Annotated in this window: 19 protein-coding genes and 1 riboswitch; of the genes, 11 read left to right on the top strand and 8 right to left on the bottom strand. The window is 44.9% G+C overall.

All coding sequences use genetic code 11. From position 1 onward, the window contains the following. The first annotated feature begins 107 nt into the window (after positions 1-107). Positions 108-749 carry a LysE family translocator gene (locus tag EAE30_RS12070; protein ID WP_123016145.1) on the top strand — a complete coding sequence of 214 codons (642 nt, stop codon included), beginning with the start codon at positions 108-110 and terminating at the stop codon, positions 747-749. 122 nt (positions 750-871) lie between these two features. Here the strand turns inward: EAE30_RS12070 and EAE30_RS12065 are convergent, their stop codons facing one another. Next, positions 872-2,248: an alanine/glycine:cation symporter family protein gene (locus EAE30_RS12065; protein ID WP_123016144.1), complete on the bottom strand. Its 1,377-nt coding sequence runs from the start codon at positions 2,246-2,248 to the stop codon at positions 872-874. A gap of 95 nt (positions 2,249-2,343) precedes the next feature. Next, positions 2,344-2,441: riboswitch (glycine riboswitch) on the bottom strand. 401 nt (positions 2,442-2,842) lie between these two features. On the opposite strand from EAE30_RS12065, the gene EAE30_RS18775 reads away from it, so the two are divergent. Both EAE30_RS18775 and EAE30_RS12060 read left to right on the top strand, forming a co-directional pair. Beyond that, positions 2,843-3,001: a hypothetical protein gene (locus EAE30_RS18775; protein WP_164711848.1), complete on the top strand. Its 159-nt coding sequence runs from the start codon at positions 2,843-2,845 to the stop codon at positions 2,999-3,001. A 22-nt stretch (positions 3,002-3,023) separates the two neighbouring features. Then, complete coding sequence (locus tag EAE30_RS12060; RefSeq protein WP_123016143.1) at positions 3,024-3,767, top strand: chromosome partitioning protein ParA; 744 nt, start codon at positions 3,024-3,026, stop codon at positions 3,765-3,767. A 102-nt stretch (positions 3,768-3,869) separates the two neighbouring features. On the opposite strand, the gene EAE30_RS12055 is transcribed toward EAE30_RS12060, so the two are convergent. Together EAE30_RS12055 and EAE30_RS12050 are read right to left on the bottom strand one after the other, a co-directional pair. Continuing rightward, positions 3,870-4,352, bottom strand: a complete 483-nt coding sequence (locus EAE30_RS12055) for a YajQ family cyclic di-GMP-binding protein (protein WP_123016142.1) — start codon at positions 4,350-4,352, stop codon at positions 3,870-3,872. 19 nt (positions 4,353-4,371) lie between these two features. Next, the gene (locus EAE30_RS12050) at positions 4,372-5,436 is read right to left on the bottom strand and encodes a 3-deoxy-7-phosphoheptulonate synthase (protein WP_123016141.1); all 1,065 of its coding nucleotides are present in this window, start codon (positions 5,434-5,436) and stop codon (positions 4,372-4,374) included. 203 nt (positions 5,437-5,639) lie between these two features. On the opposite strand from EAE30_RS12050, the gene EAE30_RS12045 reads away from it, so the two are divergent. After that, the gene (locus EAE30_RS12045) at positions 5,640-6,530 is read left to right on the top strand and encodes a putative PEP-binding protein (protein ID WP_123016140.1); all 891 of its coding nucleotides are present in this window, start codon (positions 5,640-5,642) and stop codon (positions 6,528-6,530) included. Between the two features lie 104 nt (positions 6,531-6,634). On the opposite strand, the gene EAE30_RS12040 is transcribed toward EAE30_RS12045, so the two are convergent. Next, entirely contained in the window at positions 6,635-8,005 is a 1,371-nt protein-coding gene (locus EAE30_RS12040; protein WP_123016139.1) for a hypothetical protein, read from the bottom strand. A gap of 98 nt (positions 8,006-8,103) precedes the next feature. Between EAE30_RS12040 and EAE30_RS12035 the strand changes: the two genes are divergently transcribed. After that, positions 8,104-8,937 (top strand): CvfB family protein, encoded by an 834-nt coding sequence (locus EAE30_RS12035; protein ID WP_123016138.1) that lies wholly within the window; start codon positions 8,104-8,106, stop codon positions 8,935-8,937. Positions 8,938-9,104: 167 nt separating this feature from the next. Here EAE30_RS12035 and rsmF read toward each other — a convergent pair whose 3' ends face one another. From rsmF to EAE30_RS12015, 4 genes are all read right to left on the bottom strand, one after another. Further along, a complete protein-coding gene (rsmF, locus tag EAE30_RS12030; protein ID WP_123016137.1) occupies positions 9,105-10,529 on the bottom strand; it encodes a 16S rRNA (cytosine(1407)-C(5))-methyltransferase RsmF in 1,425 nt (474 codons plus the stop codon). Between the two features lie 113 nt (positions 10,530-10,642). After that, on the bottom strand, positions 10,643-13,276 hold the full coding sequence (locus EAE30_RS12025) for a PqiB family protein (RefSeq protein WP_123016136.1): 2,634 nt from the start codon (positions 13,274-13,276) through the stop codon (positions 10,643-10,645). Next, positions 13,269-14,513, bottom strand: a complete 1,245-nt coding sequence (locus EAE30_RS12020; protein ID WP_123016135.1) for a paraquat-inducible protein A — start codon at positions 14,511-14,513, stop codon at positions 13,269-13,271. The genes EAE30_RS12025 and EAE30_RS12020 overlap by 8 nt, the downstream gene beginning before the upstream one ends. Before the next feature lie 97 nt (positions 14,514-14,610). Further along, positions 14,611-16,368, bottom strand: a complete 1,758-nt coding sequence (locus tag EAE30_RS12015; RefSeq protein ID WP_241967777.1) for an ABC transporter ATP-binding protein — start codon at positions 16,366-16,368, stop codon at positions 14,611-14,613. 130 nt (positions 16,369-16,498) lie between these two features. Here EAE30_RS12015 and EAE30_RS12010 point away from each other — a divergent pair, with 130 nt between their 5' ends. The 6 genes from EAE30_RS12010 to EAE30_RS11985 all read left to right on the top strand — a co-directional run bounded on the left by EAE30_RS12010 (position 16,499) and on the right by EAE30_RS11985 (position 23,742). Then, on the top strand, positions 16,499-16,975 hold the full coding sequence (locus EAE30_RS12010) for a GAF domain-containing protein (protein WP_123016134.1): 477 nt from the start codon (positions 16,499-16,501) through the stop codon (positions 16,973-16,975). A 101-nt stretch (positions 16,976-17,076) separates the two neighbouring features. Beyond that, positions 17,077-17,709 carry an RNA chaperone ProQ gene (proQ, locus tag EAE30_RS12005; protein ID WP_123016133.1) on the top strand — a complete coding sequence of 211 codons (633 nt, stop codon included), beginning with the start codon at positions 17,077-17,079 and terminating at the stop codon, positions 17,707-17,709. Positions 17,710-17,726: 17 nt separating this feature from the next. Next, the gene (prc, locus tag EAE30_RS12000) at positions 17,727-19,733 is read left to right on the top strand and encodes a carboxy terminal-processing peptidase (protein WP_123016132.1); all 2,007 of its coding nucleotides are present in this window, start codon (positions 17,727-17,729) and stop codon (positions 19,731-19,733) included. A 223-nt stretch (positions 19,734-19,956) separates the two neighbouring features. Further along, positions 19,957-20,631, top strand: coding sequence for a hypothetical protein (locus tag EAE30_RS11995; protein ID WP_123016131.1), 675 nt, complete (start codon positions 19,957-19,959; stop codon positions 20,629-20,631). Positions 20,632-20,795: 164 nt separating this feature from the next. After that, positions 20,796-23,405 (top strand): aminopeptidase N, encoded by a 2,610-nt coding sequence (gene pepN, locus EAE30_RS11990; protein ID WP_123016130.1) that lies wholly within the window; start codon positions 20,796-20,798, stop codon positions 23,403-23,405. 118 nt (positions 23,406-23,523) lie between these two features. Further along, entirely contained in the window at positions 23,524-23,742 is a 219-nt protein-coding gene (locus EAE30_RS11985) for a DUF2835 domain-containing protein (protein ID WP_123016129.1), read from the top strand. The last annotated feature ends 149 nt before the right edge of the window (positions 23,743-23,891 follow it).

The following is a 23,891-nucleotide window of genomic DNA, read 5'->3' as shown; positions in this document are numbered from 1 at the left end:
ACTGGCTTTTTTCTTTCTTAATGGCTGATGGGATCAATATTCTCCGCAGACAATGGCGGATGAATAAGGTATAACGTTATTTAGAATAAACTTGTATAGGTAATGGAATGTATATACATAATTTTGAAGCATTTATTATTGCTATCACCATACTGACGCTGACACCAGGCTTAGATACGGCTTTGGTGATTCGTAATACTTCTCGCTCTGGCTTACAAGGCGGATGTGTGACGAGTTTCGGTATTTGTTCCGGCTTATTTGTGCATGCATTGTGCTCTGCTATCGGTGTGTCTGCTATCTTGACGCAGTCTGCGGAGTTATTTCAGATCGTTAAATGGGTCGGGGCCGCGTATTTGATTTGGTTAGGATTCAGTAGCTTAAGAACCGTTTTGCACGGTGCGGTCAAAGGGATGGACGCCGATAAAGTGCAACCGGTGAATGCCGACTTTAACGTGCGTCGTTCGTTGAGAGAAGGGTTTCTTTCCAATGTTCTTAACCCGAAAACCGCGGTATTTTACTTGGCATTTTTACCTCAATTTATTAATCCAGAGCACTCTGCCGTTCTACAATCCCTGTTTATGGCGGGCATACATTTTATTATTGCCATGGTTTGGCAGTGTTGCTTGTCGGGGATGCTCAGTAAGGCCAAGCATTTGTTGAAAAGTGCCAAGTTTACGGCCTCCATGGAAGGAACAACGGGCACCGTATTAATTGCCTTAGGCGTCAAGCTGATGTTAGAGCAGCGCTAAATCGCTATTGACAAGCCGCTTTGATGGTTATGAAAAAGGCGAAGCCCAGAAGGGGCTTCGCCTACATATACATCGTCATCGTGTGACTTTACTGTTCATCGCTGATTGACAACGCCTCACCATTAAGACGTTTGTGAGGCTAGGGCATCATTTTGATTGGCTGGCGTAAAGTAAAGACGCGTTTCTTCTGCAACGACATGACGCAGTAATATCAGACCGATCAAATTCGGGATCGCCATCAGTCCATTGACGATGTCTGCGATGATCCAAATGAGATCCAGTTGTAGAAATGCGCCAGAAGCGATTAAGGCAATAAACAGCAACTTGTAAGGTAATACGGCTTTGGTGCCCAACAAGAACACCACGCAGCGCTCACCGTAGTAGTTCCAACCTAAAATGGTGGTAAACGCAAAAAACATTAAGCCAATTGAAACGAGAATGGGGCCCCAAGTTTGCGAATCTAAACCAACGGCAAAGGCATGAGTGGTCATTTCGGCCCCCGCGTAGTCACTTTGCCACGCTCCAGTTAAGATCAATGCTAAGCCCGTCATCGTACAAATCAGTAGGGTATCAAAAAACGTCCCCGTCATCGAAATCAGGCCTTGCCGTACACACGAGTGCGTTTTTGCCGCCGCAGCGGCCATTGGTGCACTGCCGAGCCCGGATTCATTGGAGAAAACCCCCCGTGCAATGCCTGATTGAATGGCGAGCATGATAGACGCGCCCAAGAATCCGCCTGTTGCCGCACTAGACTGGAACGCGGATTGCAACACCAATTGAATGGCTGGCAAAACATGTTCTGCATTGGTGATGATAATCGTCATACAGGCGACCACATAGAAGACTGCCATGGTCGGTACGACTTTTCCTGCCACTTTTGAAATAGACTGAATGCCGCCAATGGTGACAATCGTGACTAGCACGGTTAACACGGTTGCGGTATAGATTTTATTAATACCGAATGAAATTTGCGTCGCGTCGACGATGGCGTTGACTTGCGCGAAAGTGCCGATCCCAAAACACGCCACGCCAAGTGCGAAAATCGCAAAGAGTACGGCTAAGACATTCGAACCCACACCATACTTTAAGTAGTACATGGGACCGCCAACCATGTGGCCTTTATCATCCGTTTTACGGTATTTGATCGCTAACAAACATTCTGCGTACTTGGTGGCCATACCAAATAATGCTGCGAGCCACATCCAAAAAAGCGCGCCTGGTCCGCCGATTTTGATTGCGGTAGCGACACCGACAATGTTGCCGGTGCCAATGGTGGCCGACAACGCGGTACACAGAGCCGCAAATGCAGAGACATCACCAGGTGTTTTGCTGGCTTTATCCTTACTAAATACCATTTTGAGCGCCGTCGGTAGGTGGCGAAACTGGATGAAACCTAAACGAAAAGTGAAATAAGCCCCGGTACCAACAAGCAAAATGAGTAATGGTGGTCCCCACACGAAGTGGTCAATAGTATTGAGTGTATCTGTCAAAGTGGTCATTAGTTCCCCTTAATAAACAAAAGCTAAGGAGAAGAGGGAAAGGGTATATCGGCAGGTATCGTGCGTATGTAGACTTGTGTGGATACAAAGTCGCCTTTCTCTCCTCTGTCCTTTTGCCTGAGAGTTTCGTCTCACAGAGGTGAGATTTGCTCCTTCGGCGACCGATTAAACGATTCTCTCCAGAGGTTCCTCCAACTACAGTCCTCGCCTATTCTGATTAAACAGAATAACGCACCTGAAAGATTTACTTCTTCGGCGGGTATGCATGCCTCAATAGCATTTCGCTAGGCAAACATCCTCTCTCCTGCAGTCTTCATCGGAACAATTATCTAGTGCATAGATAATTTGTGGCCAAGATAGTAGCGAAAAGATCGTGTGATGTCATCCACAAAATTTCGTTTCAATAAAAAGGCGTGTACAGACACTCAAACCAGTATGAGCAAAAATGCATAGAGGTGTATGATAGTGTCTGATTTTGTCTTAAACTGATGAAATACAATTCAAATGAAACAAAATTACCAAGCAGCAGACTTTTCTCTGACCATTCATTTTGTTTCAATGGTATAAAGCATTATGCTAAGGAGCATATCCAGTATGACTCGACTGATTGCGATAGCGGTATTGCTTATTATTGCTTTTGTATTAGTGCGGTATGGAACGAATGCGCGCTTACAAAAAAGTGTAGTGATTACGGTGGGCTTAGGTCTTGTTTTGTATGTCGCGTCAGTGGTGATTGTTGAATTATTTCGCTGAGCTATGAGTGAGGAGAAAAAGCGTGAAGCAAAATCATTCTGATGAGCATGATGATGTTGTCGTTATTGAAGAGCGTGACAAACGTACGTATCTATACATCGGGATTGCCGCTGCCATCGGATTAGCGTTAGGTGGGCTGGTGGGATCTACGGTCACATCGTCGAAATGGGAAAGCGCTTATCATCAATTGAATAAACGTTATGGCGATTTAAAACAAGAGACTCATCGTCAAACGAACGATGCGCAAGCGACGATTGCCAAAACGAAAGACAGTGTGCAGGAACAAATTGATGCGGCTGTGGCGAAGGTGAATGCCGAGAAAGACGATAAGATCAAAGCATTAGAGAAACAAGTGTCTGAGCTTGAGAAAGTAAACTCGTCGCTCGATGAAAAGGTCACCACGCAGAAGCAGACGATTGCAAAAGTGGATAAGCAGAAGCAGTCATTGAACCGTAAAGCCAATCTGCAAGCGAGTGTGTTTGAACGCTCACGAGAGATCTTTCAAAAAGAACTAAAAACCAAGCAAGAGCTTGAGCAACTGCAAAAAGAGCGTGATGAGTTGGCACCTAAAATTAAGACACTGAAAGAAGAGTGCGATTTGTACCTTGCAGGCACATCTTGGGATGCAAAATCCGATGCCTGTGATAAGCAAGATGAAGCCAAGTCTCGCCTTTCTCAATTGGATCAAATGATCCATGTCCATCGTATGGATCTGAAGCAAATACAAGCACTAACCAATGACATTGGTCTTGATGGCTCGCACTAGGTAGCATGAAAGACATAAAAAAGTCCAGCTCTACGCTGGACTTTTTTATTGGTAGCATCCGAGCGCGCGGCCAGACCTTGCTGATCGCGCTTGGCATCTAACTCAGTCTCTAAAGTTTTCAAACTGAAGTGGTAACTCAAGCTCAGCGGCACGTAAATGAGCAATGGCCGTTTGCAAATCATCCCGTTTTTTACCGGTGACACGAACTTTCTCGCCTTGAATAGAGGCTTGAACTTTCAGTTTCGCATCTTTTAGCATTTTCACGATTTTCTTACATGTTGCCGTATCAATACCTTGCTTGAAAATGACATCTTGATGCCACTTCTTGCCTGTACGGGTTGGCGTTTGGATGTCCATCGCCCGCTGATCCACTCCCCGTTTGGCTAACTGATTACGGAGGATATCCATTAATTGACGTAGCTGGAATTCACCTTCACAAGTAAAAGAAACGGTAATGTCCTTGAGTTCAATCGACGCATCAACATTACGAAAATCGAAACGTGTGGTGAGCTCTCGGGCCGCGTTTTCTACGGCATTACGCAGTTCAACGGAGTCGGTTTCAGAGACAATATCAAAAGACGGCATAACGAGGGTTCCTTATCGGCTATTTTTGACGTTGGCGGCGAGCTTGTACGGCATTCGCGAGCATATTGAGCATGGTGACGGTATCTTCCCATCCTAAACACGGATCAGTAATCGATTGCCCATAGGTTAAGCGAGTAATGTCTTTCATGGGCTGATTACCTTCGACAATAAAACTTTCTGCCATGATGCCAGCGATAGCCGTACTTCCAGACTGTAATTGTTGGCTGATATTTTTCGCAACATCGAGTTGTTTTCTATGCTGTTTTTGACAATTTGCATGGCTAAAGTCAATCACTAAACGCTGAGGCAGCCCGTGTTGGTCTAAGTGTGCGCATGCCGCATTAATCGATGATTCATCAAAGTTAGGGCCATCGGATCCTCCGCGCAGAATCACATGGCCGAATGGGTTACCATGCGTTTGATAAACCGTCATTTGGCCATGTTTGTCAGGGGAGTAAAAATAGTGGCGCGCTTGCGCAGCCCGAATGGCATCCACGGCAATTTTGACATTACCGTTCGTTGCATTTTTAAATCCGACTGGGCAAGAAAGGGCGGAAGCCATTTCACGGTGAATTTGTGATTCTGTCGTCCGCGCACCGATTGCTCCCCATGAAATCAGATCAGCAATATATTGCCCGGTGATCATATCGAGAAATTCTGTGGCTGTTGCTAGACCCATTTCATTGATTTTCAGTAATAAGTCTCGAGCTTGGCTCAACCCATCACGGAGTGCATAGGAACCATCAAGATGGGGGTCAGTAATTAAACCTTTCCAACCAACGACAGTACGCGGTTTTTCAAAATACGTCCGCATGACAATACACAAATCTTGTTGGTATTGTGTTTGGATATCCGCTAAACGACGTCCGTAGTCGAGAGCCGCATCGGTATCGTGAATAGAACATGGTCCGACGATCACCAGCAGGCGGTCGTCTTGACCCGTTAAAATGGCTTCCACTTGTTGGCGAGAATTGGCAATCCGTGTTGCCACTTCGTGACTGATTGGGAAGCATTCATTTAACTCGGCCGGGGTTGGCATTGGCCCTAATGCATGGGTTCTTAATTCGTCGGTTTTTATTGGCATGATGTGCCTGTCCATTTATTGCGAAGCCGTTAAGATAGCGAATTTAGAGATGGGAATAAACTCTTGTTATTGAAAACAGGCATTTTTTATTCACAAATGAAAAATTATGCAAAATATCGAGATAAATATTAAAATAATCTTGAGTTTTTGAGCATCCATGGGTATTTTCACCCTAATGATAATAAAGAAGTAACGGAGCAAGAATGAGTGAGCAAAATATGAGTGTGATAAATGCGGGCCTAAACATAGGAACGGGCGTGCTTAGCAATGCGGCTCAAGGCGATAGCTCTGCCGTGTTCGTATCCTTGTCTGAGCTTATTGCTGAGCATGTATTTTATCATCCTGCATTAGTGTCGGGTACGGAAAGCCTCAGTGATCTCGAGTTACAGTCTCTTGCTAGTATTTTGAATGAAAAATCGATTAAAGAGCATTTTATTGCAACTCTCGTCAGTCATATTGAAGAAGCGATCACCGATAAGAACGCGGTGATTCAAGTATCGTTGAGTGACAGTGATAGCCATCATTTTAAAACGTTGATCGGTGGCCGCAGTGTCGAGAGTGATGAAGTGAACCCAGCGATCGGTTTACGTGGTGTATCGCGATTTGCGTCGCCAGATTACGCGGATGGTTTTAAATTAGAGTGCGAGGTGATTAAAGCGCTACAGCAATTGGGGTACCAAATTGAAATTGTGGTTCCTTTTGTGCGGTCACTGAGTGACGCGGCGACCATTATCGATCGCTTAGCTGAACAAGGGTTACCCCGCGGTTTGAATGGACTCAAGGTCTCTTATATGTGTCATGTGCCATCAGCTGCACTGCTGGCCGATCGGTTATTACAATATTTCGATGGGGTATTGATTGATTGGGATGCGTTAACGCAATGTATTCTCGGAATCGATAAATATAATGAGAAGCTGGCGTACTTGTACAACCCTGAGAGTCAGTCGATCACCATGTTGGCCGATTACGTGACGTCTGCGGCAGAAAAAGTCAATAAACCGTTGTCGATTGTGACAACCGATTTAGGATCCTACCCTAAATTACAAACGTATTTGTTAGACAATCATAGCACGACGCGAGTGTTCAACTTTTAAAGGCAACAAGCGAGTCGTCGCACGAGGTTGATGAGGGCGACGAGTGATAAAGGTATCCGCGTGAGCAGATACCTTTTTTATTTACACCGACCGCATTGGGTTTGTTAATCGATCGGGTTGAAGTTATTTGGTAGAGGGATCGCTTCAATATCGACAATACGACTTCGATTCAGTACGACTTTCCAGCGATAATATTTCGCCGGGCCAACATGACTATTTTCTTTAACGATTAAGTTCAATAAATGGCGCTTTTCGACTTTTTCTTTGCTGACTTGACCATTATTGAGCACGTATAGCTTATTTGAGCCTTTATCCATCAACCGTGTAATCGGGCGTAAGTCTATCATCATCGACTCGCGTGTCTGTTCATAACCGCTTAAGAAACGTGAGGTACGCATTTGCACTTTGGCGTGATAATGCAAAATCTGCTCTTCGCGTTGTACGACCCGTTTTTTGCGTATGACTTGGATGGTATCGGGTAGCTCTGCCAGTTGTTTATAGTCAAGCCATTCAAATTTTTGTCCCACGGGTTTTCCACGAGTCGGATCGTGGTAGATACGCATCCAGCGCGGTTTGCCTTTACGAGCTCTTCGCCACAACCAATCTTTCATTTCATCTTTAAATATTTCACGAATGGCGTACAAAACTGCCATAACGATAATAAAAGAAGCGGTAATTTCGCCTAAATAATCTCTAGCAGTAACGGCGAGAATGGTGACAAAAATCATGATAAAACCGGTGGCGCCACCTTTCACCATGCGGCGCACGTTTTTACCTAACAGCTCCAGTTTTTCATTCAAAACGACTGGGTGTTCGATCAAGCGGCGTAATAAACGCATTTTATTGCTTAATCGAGTAGGGTCTTCACTGACCTTAGAGCTGTTATAGTGGTTCAGGGCGCGATGAGCTTGTTCTTTCTCAGCGAGTGTGATCAGGCGCTCTTTTACGGTTTTATAGTCTTTATCGCGAGGTAGGGACGAGACAATGGATAAAAATTTTTGTTCGGTATACCAAGACAAATAATTATCAATATTAGAGTAATAGCGTTTGATCCCTTCATCGTAAGGAACGTTACGTCGCAAGCGTTTGAGAATGTCGAGCGAGAGTTCGATCACAATGTCGACTTCGTCCGAAATATCCGCATCTTCATTGCTCTTGATTTGACTCACCGCCAAATCTAACGCCGTCACATATTGATAAGCAAACAGACTCAGACTGACGCGATATTGTTGTGTCGATAGGCGGCCACGTTGGGCAAGTCGACTGTGAACAAGCGGAAGTAACATCTCATCACTGAAGTACGCCCGTTTTTGGTGAAAGGCGGTGTGATAAAACTCGGTTTCGGAGATAATGTCAGGTCCCAAGCCGAGTTCACCAGGAACAAACAGGTAGAAATCGACATCGACTTCTTTACTTTCGGAGATTTGTGTACTGATTTTTAACGTGACAGCGTCATGTTTATCAACTCTGATCAACTAATACTCCCCAAAATAGTGATTATTTTATTTTTCGTTAGAGAAAGCATAACAGAGATAACGTATAATCTCTGCAAATTTGATGTGAGACAGTTTAGATGATGAATATAGGTCGAATAAACCGCCTAGAAGTCGTGAATAAAGCCGAATTTGGGGTATTTCTTGATGCGGGTGAGTATGGCAGAGCATTGCTACCCAATCGTTATACTTCGGATGATATTGAAGTCGGTCAATACGTTGAGGCGTTTTTGTACTTTGATTCGGAAAATCAGATTGCTGCTACCACGGAAACGCCCATTGCCCAAGTCGGTGAGTGGGGATTGATGAAAGTGGAAGGCGTGAACAACGTTGGCGCATTTGTCAGTTGGGGAATTAAAGAAAAAGATTTGTTGATTCCTTATAGCGAACAGCGTGGACAACTGTACGAAGGTCAAACCATTTTAGTCTACGTATATAGCGACAAGGCGTCGGGACGTATCGTGGGGACCACCAAATTTAATAAATGGCTCGATCAGACCCCCGCAAACTACCAACCGAATCAGGAAGTGGACTTGTTGATCGCTGAGCGTTCTGAATTGGGCTTTAAAGCCATAATCAATGGGCAACATTGGGGGATGCTATTCCCATCCGATGTGTTTGGTAAGTTGTTTGTTGGTAAAAAGCTTAAAGGTTATATCAAAGAGATCCGTGACGATGGCAAGATCAATTTAGCATTACAAAAACAAGGTGTTGCTAAAATGGATGACTTGAGCAGTAAGATCCTTGATCTGCTAGAGAAAAAAGGCGGCTTTTTACCGTTGAGTGATAAATCGTCCCCGGATGCCATTTTTGCCACCTTTCGAACCAGCAAAGGCACGTTTAAGAAAACCATTGGCGGCTTGTATAAGCAGGGAAAAATTCGGATCTCGGCTGACGGCCTAACGTTATTGTAGGGCGATTCATGGTCAAATAAGCCCATATTTAATCAATATGGGCTTGATAACAGATCTTGTAGCCAGCGTATGAATCGTGTTTGATCACGTTCGTTGCAGTCATAAACGTGTAGCTGTCCACTACACGTTGACCGCCATACCCACCTCATTGTGGTAGGCCCTATGGCTCAAAAGAAAGTTTTATCGCGAACCAATTCGCGTGGCAGGGCATTTTTAATACGATTTCCCACCCATTTGCCAAGACCAATAACGGCATTATCAAAACAGACAATCACTTCACCACTACCTGAGACCGTCTCTGGTCGAATATCGCGCCCCATGAACCACTCACGGGCTTCGTTGATACCAATGTCAACTCGGTGAGTGTTATCGTTTTGCACCAGTGTGGTCGCCACTTGATGTTGCCAGCGGAATCCTTTTTTGTGGGTTTCGGCAATTTTTATCCCCATGCGGGAGAAGCGCATTTCACTTAACAATGGTTCGAGAGCGGTTGGGAACAACCAAATGTCTTTATCTCTTTCCCATAGGCGAGCATCTGTGGGGAGCGTGACGCCTAAGTCGTTGTACAGAGCTTCACTGATGGTGTTCGCCATGTTTCGAGAGACCTTACGAAAAGGAAATTTACCGAGACGTTTTGTCACATCAGGTGGAGTCACGGAAGCATTTTTACGAATCCGAGCAACGAAAAACCCTTCGCAATCGTACATTTGAGGCCAGATGTGCAAAAAACCTTCTTCCGTCAGTGATGTTTTTGCTTCAGGGAAGAGATCGTGCAAACTGTCAAAAGTGACAGTGTCACCAAAAGTATGTTTTAAATGTGCACACACGTCTTGGTTTTCTTCTCGGCTTAACGTGCATGTCGAATAGACTAAAATACCGCCAGGTTTTAAGGCGTGAAAGGCACTCTCGATAAGGGCTTTTTGCGTCGTTGCGATCGATGTAATGGCCTCATGACTCCAGTTTTTAAGCGCATCCGCATCTTTACGAATGGTGCCTTCACCAGAACATGGCGCATCAAGTAAGACCGCATCAAAGTATTCAGGCAGCCAAGCACCGAAGACGCAACCATCATAATTGGTGAGGGCGGTATTGCGAATACCACAGCGTTCAATGTTGGCATGCAGTACTTTCACGCGACTGGCAGAATATTCATTAGCGACTAATATTCCTTGGTTCTCCATAAGCGCGGCTATTTGGGTCGTTTTTGAGCCTGGGGCTGCCGCTGTATCAAGTATGGCCTCCAATGGTGCGGTATTGTGATGGAATAGTGCACTAACAGGCATCATTGAACTGGCTTCTTGGATGTAAAATAGACCAGCCATATGCTCAGCCGTATTGCCTAAAGAAACAGAAGATTCATCAGCATCAATCCAAAATCCTTCCTGACACCAAGGGATGGGGGTTAACTGCCATCCATGGTTGTGTGCGATTTGTTGGAACTGTTGAATACTGAGTTTGAGCGTGTTGACTCGAATGCTTTTTCGCAATGGACGCTGGCAGGCGGCAGTGAAATCTTCCATTGATAAATGACTCGGCAGAATATCCGCCATGGAAGAAAGGAAACGCTCTGGGAATGTAATGTTGGAATGCACAATGGTTCTCTGTCGCAATGAATTCGGCGTTAGTATAGCTTGAATGATGGACTAGTGGCAGTCTAGAAAGAGAAAAAGCCGTCGCTGAGCGACGGCTTTTTGAGGCAGAGAGGTTACGGTTTAGGGATAACCGTCGACCATTCTTTCCAATCTTCTTCTGCGCTTTGATGGAGGATGAAAGATTGTCCTTCTTTGGCAGCGTGTAGCAGCGGTTGCTTGTCTGGTGTTGCAAAGCTGATACCACCACGAATAAGGCTATCGAGTGTTCCTGACTTAACGCTCGCACCACTGATGCCAATCGATACATCAACACCAGACGTATTCCAGAATACGGTGTTTTGACGCACTAAATAGGCGTATTGAGGTTTGATTTCAATGGTGGATACGATCCTGTCGGCAAGACTGCTTAATGCGACTTTCTTGACGTGACCCACTTCTAATCCACGATACAACACAGGCGTGCCAACCATGACTGACTGGCGAGAAGCGCTTTGTAATACAAAGGTGGTGCCCATCGCTTTGTAAGGGGATTTACTTAAAGAAAACTCGGTGGTCGCAGCGCCATTCCCCGGCTCCACCGAAATACTGTTATGAAACAGTTTGTCGATGTTATCGATGCCTTTTAAGCTGATCTTCACTTTTGATACCCAAAATACGCTGCCTGCACGTGCTAGCTGTTGGCTATAGTCAGGCTGAATCTGGGCTTTAATCGTCACATTGTGGTGGGCAAAGTCTGGAGCAATGCTGATGACTTTGCCGACGTTAACCCCTTTGTATTGGAGGGGAGTACCGACTTTTAAGTCAGGGTTATCCTCAGTGACGAGGGTGACTTCTGTACCATGGTGACGTGCTTGATCGTAATCAGGATAGAGCTTCCAATGATCATTGACACGATTGTCGATACCTTTGAAATTATCAAACTCAATTCCGCCTTTGAGCAGGCTTTGTAGCGGTGCCGCTTGCATACTGATCCCAGATAAAGACGCTTGAATGTCAATGCCGGAATGGTTCCAAAACACGGTGTTCTCGGTCAGTAAATGCCGATATTGATTCTCAATGTTTACGGTGACTTCGACGTCCGCATCGGTTAAATGATATTGGGTGACTGTTCCCACTTTGAGGTTTCGATAGAGCAGCGGACTGCCCGTGCTAATGGGCGGCAGTTTATCGGCCACTAAGGTCAGAGCTTGTGAACCACTTTGATTGACCTGCGCTAAATTGGCTAAGGACTGGTTTTCATACAATTGATAATGTTTGGCAGCGTGCTTTTGACCTGCGCTCATAAAACTGATTGAGCCCGTCAATAGTCGTTTTGCTGGTGGTATGCTCACGCTTACGCCGTCATCGCTTAGCTGTGCACGAGCACTACTCGATAGGTAAAAACGATTTTGTGAACGTACGAGGTGGCGATATTTATCATCAATCGTGATGGAGAAGGCGACCTTGTCTTTTTGTAACTGCACGTCCACGACACGCCCAACCGTGATACCACGATAATAAATGGGCGTGCCAGTTTCTAAACCGTAAGAATCGGGTGCCCATAGTGTCAAACTCATCGCATGGCGTTTATCAAACGCAGCTTGACGCTTAGCGACGAATTGACGCACGGTTTTATCACTGGCTTTATGTTCACTCGGAATCAACGTTAAAAAGTTGCCTTTAACGAAATTGGTTAAATTCTTGCTTCCAGAAACGGACAGCTCCGGTTCTTCTAGCAAAAACTGTGTGCCAGAGGTGAGTAAATCACTAAAGGCGGGTTCAACGGCGGCACTTGCGACGACGTGTGAACGATCATCGTTAAAGTTTAGGTCGGTAATCTGACCAATCTCGATGCCTCGATACATAATCGGGGACCCATCTGGGTTGACCTGACTATTATCGGGTAGGGTGATCGTAATGGGAATGCCGCGACCAGCGGTCTTTAAGTTCTTATATAAGTGAAATTGTGCATGCTCTTTTACCGGCTCCCCACCATCAGGAGAGTCGACCGCAATCGCTCCACCGATGAGGGCACTGAGGCTTTCTAGGTGTACATCAATGCCATTAAAGCCCATATTGGCGCCGATACCACTCACGTTCCAGAAGCGACTTTTGTTGGTAATGACATCTTTATAATCTTCTTTGATTGACGCCTGAATGAGTACCGACTTATTATTTTTATCCAACTGATAACTTAATACTTCACCGATTGGAATTTTCTTATAGACAATTTGCGAGCCGACGGAAAGGCCGCCTAGGTTGCTGGCGTTTAATTGTACGGACATGCCATGGTGCGCAATTTGGTTCGCGGGGGCACTGTCTAACGCTTGGTATTCGTCTGGGTGATTATTGGTCTCCGTTTCGCCTGGTTGAATGGCGATGTAGTTTCCGGATACCAAAGCGTCAAGGCCGGAAACCCCAGATAAACTGGCTTTTGGTTTCACGAGCCAAAATTGGGTGTCTTTTGATAAAAGTTTGATTGCTTCCGGATAAATTTCCGCGTCCACAAAAATACTCTCGAGATCCGGAGAGAGTTTGATATTTCTTACCATGCCGACTTCTAACCCTTGATAGCGAATCGTTGTTCGACCTGCTACTAGGCCTTGTCCATTGGAAAAGTGGATTTGAACTCGCACCCCAGCATCATTAATGGCTTTATAGACCAGCCATCCCGCTAAAACCATGGTTAAGATCGGCAATATCCAGAGAGGGGAAATTCCCCGGCTGCGCTTAATCTCCGGTTCATATGACTTCGAATTGTTATTCATCAACAGACCTTTTTTGAGTGTTATCGTCGGTGGCGGCACAGTCCCACATCAAGCGAGGATCAAGGCTTTCAGTGGCAAGAAGTGTCAATACCACGACCAATCCGAACGCGACAGCGCCATTACCAGGAATAAAATTCAGGAGCTGACCACGGTCAACAAGGGTTAACATAATAGAAATGACAAATAAGTCCAACATCGACCATTTACCAATCATTTTGATAATAAAAAATATCCGCATGCGATGCTTGGCAAAGGTCATGCGTTTAAATTGAATGCTTACCAAGATATATCCAAGCCCAAGGATCTTCGCCATCGGCACTAAAATGCTGGCGATCAGTATAATGATAGCAATACCCGCCATATGACTATTAAATAAAGAAACGACGCCAGAATAGATCGTATCGTCGAGATGCTGGCCATTAGTAAGCAGTATCGAAATTGGAATCAAATTCGCTGGAAAAATCGCGACAGTGGCCGCGATTAAATAGGCCCACGTTCGTTCGATCGATTGAGGACGGCGTTTGTGTAAGCGATGGTGGCATCGTTGGCAATGGGTACCCGCGGGTTGCGAAAAATGACAATACAAGCAATGAACATCTTTGCTTTCATGCTGATAAGTGATTTCACTTCTCCAGGCTTCCCAATAGCGACGAATACTCACACGGCTGATCAGTAACACGGTGAGGATTTGTAACATAATCAAAGCGTAAAGGGCTGGGCCCACCATCAGATCGGCATAATCTTTTAATTTGAAACTCGCAATCGCAATGGCGACTAAAAAAACATCGATCATTGCCCAGCCTTTGAGTCGATAGATAATGTCACTCCCGATGCGTAACCCCATGAACCAACGCTTATGTAAGGCGATGTGGCAAAGTATCAGTGCACTGCATAATAAGACTGGGGCAATGATCGCACAGAACATCACCAAGGCGGCTAACTCGGCAAAGCCATCGTTATAGAGGTGCTCAATGCCATGCCATAAGGAACCATTAATGGTCACTCCCAATAAACGTACTGAGAGAAAAGGCATGGTGTAAGCGGGAATGAATAAACACATACATGTGATGGCAATCGCCAAATTACCGGAAAGTGAAGGGCTGCCTCCGCGACTGAGTTGCGTATTACAACGAGGACAGTAGGCGTCATGCTTAGCATCTAACGGCTGTGGCTGCAAAGGAAGATCACAACCTTGGCACAGGCGCGTCGTCGCAATGGCGGGCGTCTTATCACACATTTGTAGCGTTCTCTACTCTTTCATATTAAGTGACAGTGTCACAAAAGGCACGCTTTCAGGGATGGTCGTTGACTCAGCGCCATATAACCCGAAACGATTAAACAGAATGCTGCACTGTACCATATAATGTTTGATAGAGCCCAGCTTCATTCAGCAACTCTTTATGAGTGCCTCGTTGAGATATTTGTCCATCTTCAAGAACATAGATTAAATCCGCTTGTTTTACCGCGGACAAACGATGGGCAACAATTAAGGTGGTTCTGCCTTGTAAAAAGACACTCAATGCGTGATGGAGAGCGGCTTCAGTTGCCGTATCGAGTGCCGACGTCGCTTCATCTAAGATGACAAATTTCGGATCACTTAAGACCATGCGGGCAATGGCGAGCCGTTGTCGTTGCCCGCCAGATAACCGCACGCCATTGCGGCCGACCGGTGTGTCTAACCCTTCGGTGAGCTGCTCCATCACATCATTCATTTGTGCGACTTGGAGGGCTTGCCATAGCGCCGCTTCACTGTAGTTTTCTCCTAACGTCAAGTTATTGCGCAACGTGTCGTTGAACAACACGGGCTGCTGTAAGACCACCGCGATTTCTTCACGAATCACATCGAAGCTGATGTCGTTGGCTTTTTCGCCGTTGTAGTAGATATGGCCTTGAGTGGGTTGGTAGACCCCAATTAAGAGTTGAATCAGCGTTGATTTTCCGCCACCACTGGCTCCGACTAATGCAACGGTTTTTCCCGCGGGAATGGTTAAGTTTAGCGCACTCAGCACGGCGTGCTCGTGGTTGTAAGAAAAAGATAAGTCGTTAACTTCTACCGCGACTTTGTTGGTGTGCGTAAAAGGATTCACTTTACTGATGGAAGTGGGCTCTTCTTCTAAGGCGAGCAGTTGGTTAATGCGCTTTAAGGCGGCTTTTGCCCCGTACCAAGAAAACTGAATCCCCAGTAACTCTTGTACTGGACCCAGCATGAACCATAGATAGCTAAATACGGCGAGAATCTCACCAATGGACAGATCACTAAATAACACCATTAACATGGCAACCGCGCGAAAGAGCTCGAAGCCTACCAAGAACAGCAAAAACGATAAGCGACCTGCTGCTTCAGAGCGCCAAGCGAATTTGTCTGCGCTGCTTCTGATGTCATCGGCCTGAGCTTTTAACTGTTGTAAAAAGATGCGTTCACGATTTGCCGCACGCAATTGATAAATCCCGTCGAGCGTTTCTACTAAGCGTGTTTGAAAACGTTCAAACGATTGGTTTTCTAATTTTTTCAGGTGTTTTACTTTACTGCCGAGACGACGTGATAGAAAGATGACGACTGGGTTAACACATAAAATAAATAGCCCCAGGCGCCAATCTAGCCACAACAACACCAAAGCCGTGCCGGTAACGGTTAACAACCCAATGATGAAGCGACTTAATGTGGTTCCGATAAATTGGTCGATGGTTTCGATATCGGTAATTAAATGGGCGTTGATTCCGCCACTGCCCTGAGTTTCATATTGCTTTATGCTAATTCGCCCCAATTTATCAATCATCTTGCATCGCATGCGGTAGGTGATGGTTTTTGATACCAAGGTAAATTGACGTCCTTGCAAAATATTGAGCAATTGTCCTATGGTTCGCATAATGATGACGAGAAACAGTGCAAATAGGATGTACCCAGTAGCAGTTTGATAGTGACTGGGAAGAATGAGGTTGAGTACTTCAAGCCCACTTCCGGGCTTGTTGAGCAATACTTCATCGACCATGAGTGGCATTAACAAAGGCACGGGCACCGTCATTAGCGTCGCGAGAATCGCAACGAGATTCGCGAACAAAAGCTTGGATTTATGCTGTTTTGCTTGAGTTATTAGCTAAGAAACGCTAATAGTGTCCTGTGAATCTGTCATAGCAATGATGGAAACATCCTATTTTTATCAATGAGTTTGTATTGTACGAGCTCAGAATTATGAAGTCTTTAAGTTTTAATTGGAAATGTATATGAATATCGAACAATACCAGCGTCTCACTAAGCAAGCGGTCTCGTTGGTGGAAAGTGAACCCAACTTGATTGCCAATCTCGCTAACATCAGTGCGCTACTCAATATGGAATTAGAAGACATCAATTGGGTCGGCTTTTATGTGATGGATAGTGAAGACGAAATGGTATTAGGCCCTTTCCAAGGATTGCCAGCGTGTGTCCGTATTCCGGTTGGAAAAGGAGTTTGTGGTACCGCAGTCTCGACAAATACAGTACAACGCATTTATGATGTACATGAATTCGAAGGACATATTGCCTGTGATGCCGCAAGTAACTCTGAGTTAGTCATCCCGTTTTCGATCAACGGCAAGGTGGCAGGCGTATTAGATATCGACAGTCCAAATATCGGTCGTTTTAGTGAAATTGATCAATCTGGATTAACAGAATTGATGAATCAGGTTGAAAACCTGCTCAATTCACACGCTAACAAAGCATAAATTGGTGTTTGCCTGTGGTTTTTCCCATTCAGGTCACTATAATACCGAACATATTTATTGAAAATGCTTTGCGGAAGTAGCCGCACCAACCAGGAACCCTCATGGAAAACACTGAAAAGTTAAAAAACAGCAAAGAAGTTATCGCATACATTGCTGAATGTTTCCCTAAATGCTTTACTTTAGAAGGTGAAGCCAAGCCATTAAAAATTGGTATTTTTCAAGATCTTGCAGAACGTCTAAGTGACGACTCAAAAGTCAGCAAGACACAGCTACGTGCTGCTTTAAGACAGTACACTTCTTCTTGGCGTTATCTGCATGGTGTTAAACCTGGTGCTGTGCGTGTCGATCTCGATGGTAATGACTGTGGTGAATTAGAAGAACAACACATTGAACATGCAAAAACAGCGTTAGCCGAGAGCAAAGCTCGTGTTGACGCTCGTCGTAAAGAGCAAAACAAGAAAGCACGTGAAGAAGGTAAAGCGAAGACAGCGCAAAAACCGCAAAATCGTCGCCCTAAATCTCAATCAAAAGCACCTGCAAAAGCAAGTAATAATAAGCCAGTTGAAACACGTGCTTTGAATACTGATGAAGCATCGGTCGGTAAACAAGTAAATGTAAATATGGGCAAAGGCAACATGGCAGCGACCATTGTTGAAATTAATAAGGAAGATGTGCGTGTCCAACTTGTTAACGGCCTACAAATGGTTGTCAAGATGGAGCACTTGCGCGCTTAAAGGAGATATTCCTACGCATGAAATGCCGTTCAAAATTGACACTGATTGCTGCTAGCGTTTGGCTAGCAGCATTTTCAGCTCAGGCTGTAGAAGCCAATATTAGTGAAGAAAGCTTACCTAAGCTCAAGCCTGAATCCCAGCAGTCTATCGCTGCAAAACGGGTCACTTCACGGTTCACACGCTCTCATTACAAGCATTTTTCTCTCGATAATCAGTTCTCTCAAAAGATTTTTAACCGTTATTTGAAAATGTTGGATTACAACCGCAATATTTTCACTCAAGCGGATATCGATTCTTTTCACTCTTGGTCCACACAAATTGATGATCAATTGAAGGCAGGTAACAACGAGATTGCCTTTAAATTGTATAATTTGTCTCAACAAAAACGTTATGAACGTTATCAATATGCATTGTCGCTACTCGACAAAAAAATGTCATTTGATAAAAACGAATCCATTCAGCTCGATCGCTCTGAAGCCGCGTGGCCAAAGAACGTCGCCGAATTGGATGATTTATGGCGTAAACGAGTTAAATACGATGCATTAAACTTGAAACTGGCTGGAAAAGATTGGCCGGAAATCAAGAAAACATTGACTAAGCGATACAACAACGCCATCAAGCGTTTGAGTCAAACGCACAGTGAAGATGTATTCCAGATTTACATGAATGCGTTTGCACGCTCCATTGATCCGCATACCAGTTATTTATCGCCACGCAGTGCCAAACAATTTCAAACCGATATGAATTTGTCTTTGGAAGGCATTGGCGCGGTACTGCAAGCGAGTGACGATTACACTGAAATTCGTTCACTCGTGAAAGGTGGCCCGGCTGAAAAAAGTCACAAGTTGTCCAAAGGCGATAAAATTATTGGCGTCGGGCAGGACGGTGAGAAAATCGTCGATGTGGTCGGCTGGCGTCTCGATGATATTGTCGATTTAATTAAGGGACCGAAAGGTACCAAAGTTAAATTGCAAATTTTACCAGACAGTAAAGGCGCTAAAAGTCACGTTGTCACAATTGTTCGGGATAAGATTCGTCTTGAAGACCGTGCAGTGAAATCGGAAGTGAAAACGGTAGACGGGCATAAGATTGGCGTCCTTGAAGTGCCAAGTTTTTACGTCGGTTTATCGAAAGATACGGATAAGCTTATCGAAAAGCTGAAAGCCAAACACGTCGATGGGATCGTTGTTGATCTGCGTAACAATGGGGGTGGTGCGTTAACTGAAGCGATTGGCTTGAGTGGATTGTTCATTAAGAGCGGCCCTGTTGTCCAAGTGCGAGATAGTTACGGTCGCGTCAATATTGACAGTGATACCGATGGTAAAGAAGCGTATTCAGGGCCGATGACGGTGTTGATTAATCGATACAGTGCTTCGGCCTCAGAGATTTTTGCGGCTGCCATGCAAGATTATGGTCGAGCGGTCATTTTGGGCGAGAATTCCTATGGGAAAGGCACGGTTCAGCAGCACCGTTCGTTGAATCATATTTATGATGTCTTCGATGATCCATTGGGATACGTACAATACACTATCCAGAAGTTCTATCGTATTGATGGTGGCAGTACGCAAGAGAAGGGAGTGAAGCCCGATATTGCGTTCCCAACTCCGATCGATCCTAAAGATACGGGCGAGAGTGTGGAAGATAATGCGTTGCCTTGGGACAGTATCGCGAAAGCGGACTATCGTCCGGTTCATAATGATCGAGATCTGATCAAGGAATTGACGACTCAGCACAAGGCGCGTATCGCCCACGACCGTGAATTTGGCTTTATTGCTGAAGATATTGCCAAGTACAAAAAAGAGAAAGACGATAAATTCTTATCTCTTAACGAGCAGGTTCGTCAGAAAAAAGCGGAAGAAGCGGATAGCGAGCAGCTGCAACGTGTGAATGAACGTCGCAAAGCCGACGGTAAAAAACCGTACGCTTCGTTTGATGATATTCCCAAAGATTATGAGTCGCCAGACGCATACTTAGATGAAGCCGTTGCCGTGACGGGCGATATGGTTGATGATATGAAACATTAATATCATCGCTAGCACTCTATCGAAAAACGAGCCTATATGGCTCGTTTTTATTTTTGTCGCGAGCGTCGTTGTCATCACATCGCGAAGTAACACCCCGCAGAAACAAGGTTCGTTACTGTCTGTAGCGATCACATCCACAGCGCCATTATGGCAAATTCTCCTACCAGCCCCATCAGCTTTGTCTACGCTTAGCATAGAGTCTAGTAATGGTAAGGAGTGGCTTATGAAGTGGCTGCGCTGCGTAATTTTGAGCTTATGGGTGATGGTGACGCCCTTTAGTTGGGCACATCAAGATGGTCAGCATGACATCACTTATTTTGATCATCCCTTTCTCTTAGGCGATTGGTATTTTATCAATCCCCATCCAGAAGACACACCAGAGGGTTATCGTTCTATTCATGTGCAGCTGCGCTCCGATTATCGCTTCCAAATTGATGTAAAAAAGCAGGATCATTCCGTTCAACATTGGCAAGGACACTTCTCTGCCAACGATGAAGCGTTGCAATTTCAATTTACGAATGGAGAAAAGCACAATTATGCTTACCAAGGTAGCCATAATACCTTGTATATGAATGGGCTCTATTTTTATAAAGCGTTGCCACGCGAGCTAGCAGGACAATGGAAAAGTGATGATGTAAAAAACCTCGAAGCTAGAGGCAAGCATGCTGTTGACCATATTGAATTGCTCATCAAACCGGATTTCGTCTTCTTGTTTCGCTCTGTGACGTCTCAAGGCGATGAAACGGTGCATCAAGGCGTGTTTTATATCGAACAGAATCATTTTGTTTTCATGTATGAGCATGGTCAGCATGATGCTAAGTATTCGTTGCATAACGATACGATGACGTTAGATATGGAAAATGGATCGCTCCTTACGACGTTGAGTCGAGCGCCTTAATGGCACAGATACAATTGGCGCTTTTATCAGCAATAATGCGAGCTATTCTCATAAAATACCGAGTTTTTTGCAGATAGGGGTTGTTATTGTCGATTGTCGGCTTAAGATCATTAGCATCTATATTGGATAGTCACAATATCATTACGTCAAAAAGGATTACGGCAATGGCTCAAACTCCTCAAGCCAAATACAGAAAAGATTATACTCAACCTTCGCATACCATTACGGACATTGAGTTAACTTTTGATTTGCACGATACGGCGACAACGGTCACCGCGGTTTCTTACGTTAAGCAATTATCAGACAGTGATACATTATGTTTACATGGTGACGGTCTCACACTAGAAGCGTTAAAAGTCGATGGGGCTGACTGGGATGCGTACGAACAAAAAGACGATCAATTAGAGATTCGTGATCTGCCCGCCCATTGTGAGCTGACCATCATCACTCTCATCAATCCAGAAGCGAATACTGCATTGGAAGGGCTTTACAAATCTGGCGGTGCATTTTGTACGCAATGTGAAGCAGAAGGGTTCCGTCGCATTACATACTATCTCGATCGTCCCGATGTTCTGGCTAAATTCACAACGACAGTGATTGCCGATAAACAGGCGTATCCATACTTATTAAGTAATGGTAACCGTATCGAAGAAGGGCTGACAGACAATGGTCGTCATTGGGTGAAATGGCAAGACCCTCATCCAAAACCCAGCTATCTGTTTGCATTGGTCGCCGGGGATTTTGACGTCCGTCGAGATCACTACACCACCAAATCAGGGCGTGATGTGACATTAGAGATTTTCGTCGATAAAGGGAACCACGAGCGTTCCAAGCATGCGATGACGTCTCTTATCAACTCAATGAAATGGGATGAAGAGCGCTTTGGTTTAGAGTACGATCTGGATATTTATATGGTCGTTGCTGTGGACTTCTTCAACATGGGAGCGATGGAAAATAAAGGCCTGAATGTCTTTAACTCTAAATACGTTCTAGCTGATGATCAATCCGCGACTGACAGTGATTATCTTGGTATTGAGGCGGTCATTGGTCACGAGTATTTCCACAACTGGACGGGTAACCGTGTGACCTGTCGTGATTGGTTCCAATTGAGCTTGAAAGAGGGGCTGACTGTATTCCGAGATCAAGAATTCTCTTCTGATCTTGGTTCACGAGCGGTGAATCGTATTAACAATGTGTGCGTGATTCGTGGTGCACAGTTTGAACAAGATGCCGGCCCAATGTCTCATCCTATTCGTCCAGAGAAAGTGATAGAAATGAATAATTTCTATACCGTAACTGTGTATGAAAAAGGCAGTGAAGTGATCCGAATGATGCACACACTGTTGGGTGAAACTCAGTTCCAAAAAGGCATGACACTGTATTTTGATCGTCATGATGGTACCGCAGCAACGTGTGAAGATTTTGTTTGTGCGATGGAAGATGCCTCTGGAATTGACCTGACACAATTCCGTTTATGGTATAGCCAGTCTGGCACGCCAACGTTAACGGTGAGCAGCGAATACGATGCCACGGCACAAACGTACGCTTTGACCGTAGCACAGCATACCCCCGCCACTCATGATCAAAAAGACAAGCAAGCTTTGCACATTCCTTTTGATATTGAGTTATACGCTGCTGATGGCAGTGTGATTGAGTTACAGCGTAACGGTGAGAAAATTGATCACGTTCTGAATGTGACCCAAGACTCGCAAACGTTCGTGTTTGATAACGTGGCTGAATGCCCAATCCCTTCTTTACTGCGTGAATTTTCTGCGCCAGTAAAATTGGTCTATGACTATAGCGATGAAGAGCTGACATTCTTAATGGTGCATGCGACGAATGAATTTGCTCGCTGGGATGCGGGTCAAATGTTATTGGCTAAGTACATTCGTCATAATGTAGAGCAAGTGCAAGCGGGTAACGAGATTGAGTTACCAGAGCATATCATCGATGCGTTCCGCGGTGTATTGCTTAATGACAGTCTCGAACCGGCCTTTATTGCTGAAGTGCTGACCATGCCAAGCTATAACGAAGTGTCTGGCTGGTTTGATACGATTGATGTCGATGCCATTGCGAAAGTGCTTCATGAGATTAAATTCACGTTAGCAACGGCGTTGGTCGATGAACTGAGCGCGACTTACCATACACTTAAACAAACAACATATACGATTGACCATGCGGCAATTGGGCAACGTTCACTGCGTAATGTGTGCCTAGGCTACTTAGCTTATACAGAAGCAGGCAATCAGTTAGTTGAAGCACAGTATCGTGATGCGAATAATATGACGGATACGATGGCCGCGATGACTGCAGCTAACCGTGCCCAACTGCCATGTCGCGCAGCACTTATGGCTGATTATAGTGATAAGTGGAGTGCTGATGGCTTAGTGATGGATAAATGGTTTATGGTTCAAGGAACCAATCCAGCCAGTGATGCACTTGAGGTGATTCGTCAAACTATGGACTCACACCCTGCATTCAGTTTGAAAAATCCAAACCGAACTCGCAGTTTAGTGGGGGCATTTTTCCGAGCGAATCCAGTTAACTTCCACGCAAAAACCGGGGAAGGATATCAATTTGCAGGGCAAATCATTCGTGAATTAAACAGCTCGAATCCACAACTGGCAGCGGGTATGATTGATTCATTGATCCAGTTCCCGCGTTACGATAACGAGCGACAAGCGATGTTGAAAGCGGAGCTCGAAAAATTGGTCGCGCTGGATAACTTATCATCGGATCTGTATGAGAAAGTGACCAAAGCGTTGGAACAATAAATCGGTGTAACGGGTGGCGAAACCTCCATTCATCCATCCAAATATTTTACATCACTGATGAATAAAAAAGTGGCACTTGCGGGTGCCACTTTTTCTATCAGTTTGCGTAGCATCTATAATGAAAGACTATTATTTTTCTCTAAATATCTCTTATCAAGAGTTTGTCGCTCACTATTCGGGAGTCGCGGCCAATGTTGTGGTAATGACGGAGCAAAACTTACGCCTGCAATTACCCGCTTCGCGTTTTCGACCCTATTTAAGTCAGTTGGGTATAAGAGGGCGTTTTCGTCTTGTAACGGACGACAATAACAAGTTTCACAAACTCGAGATTCTATAATCTGTTACTTTTCCAGCATATTATTGCGTTGAGGTATCGTGTCATGCACAGTAATACTGTGTAGCAGTTAACATTATTAACATTCACCAAATAAGTTACTTACAATTAGCGAGTTAAGTCAAAGCGTAACGGTGCAGTAAGGTCTATTA

It is taken from the genome of Vibrio zhugei, assembly GCF_003716875.1.
GTDB lineage: Bacteria > Pseudomonadota > Gammaproteobacteria > Enterobacterales > Vibrionaceae > Vibrio > Vibrio zhugei.
This window is presented reverse-complemented; position numbering and strand designations above follow the sequence as displayed.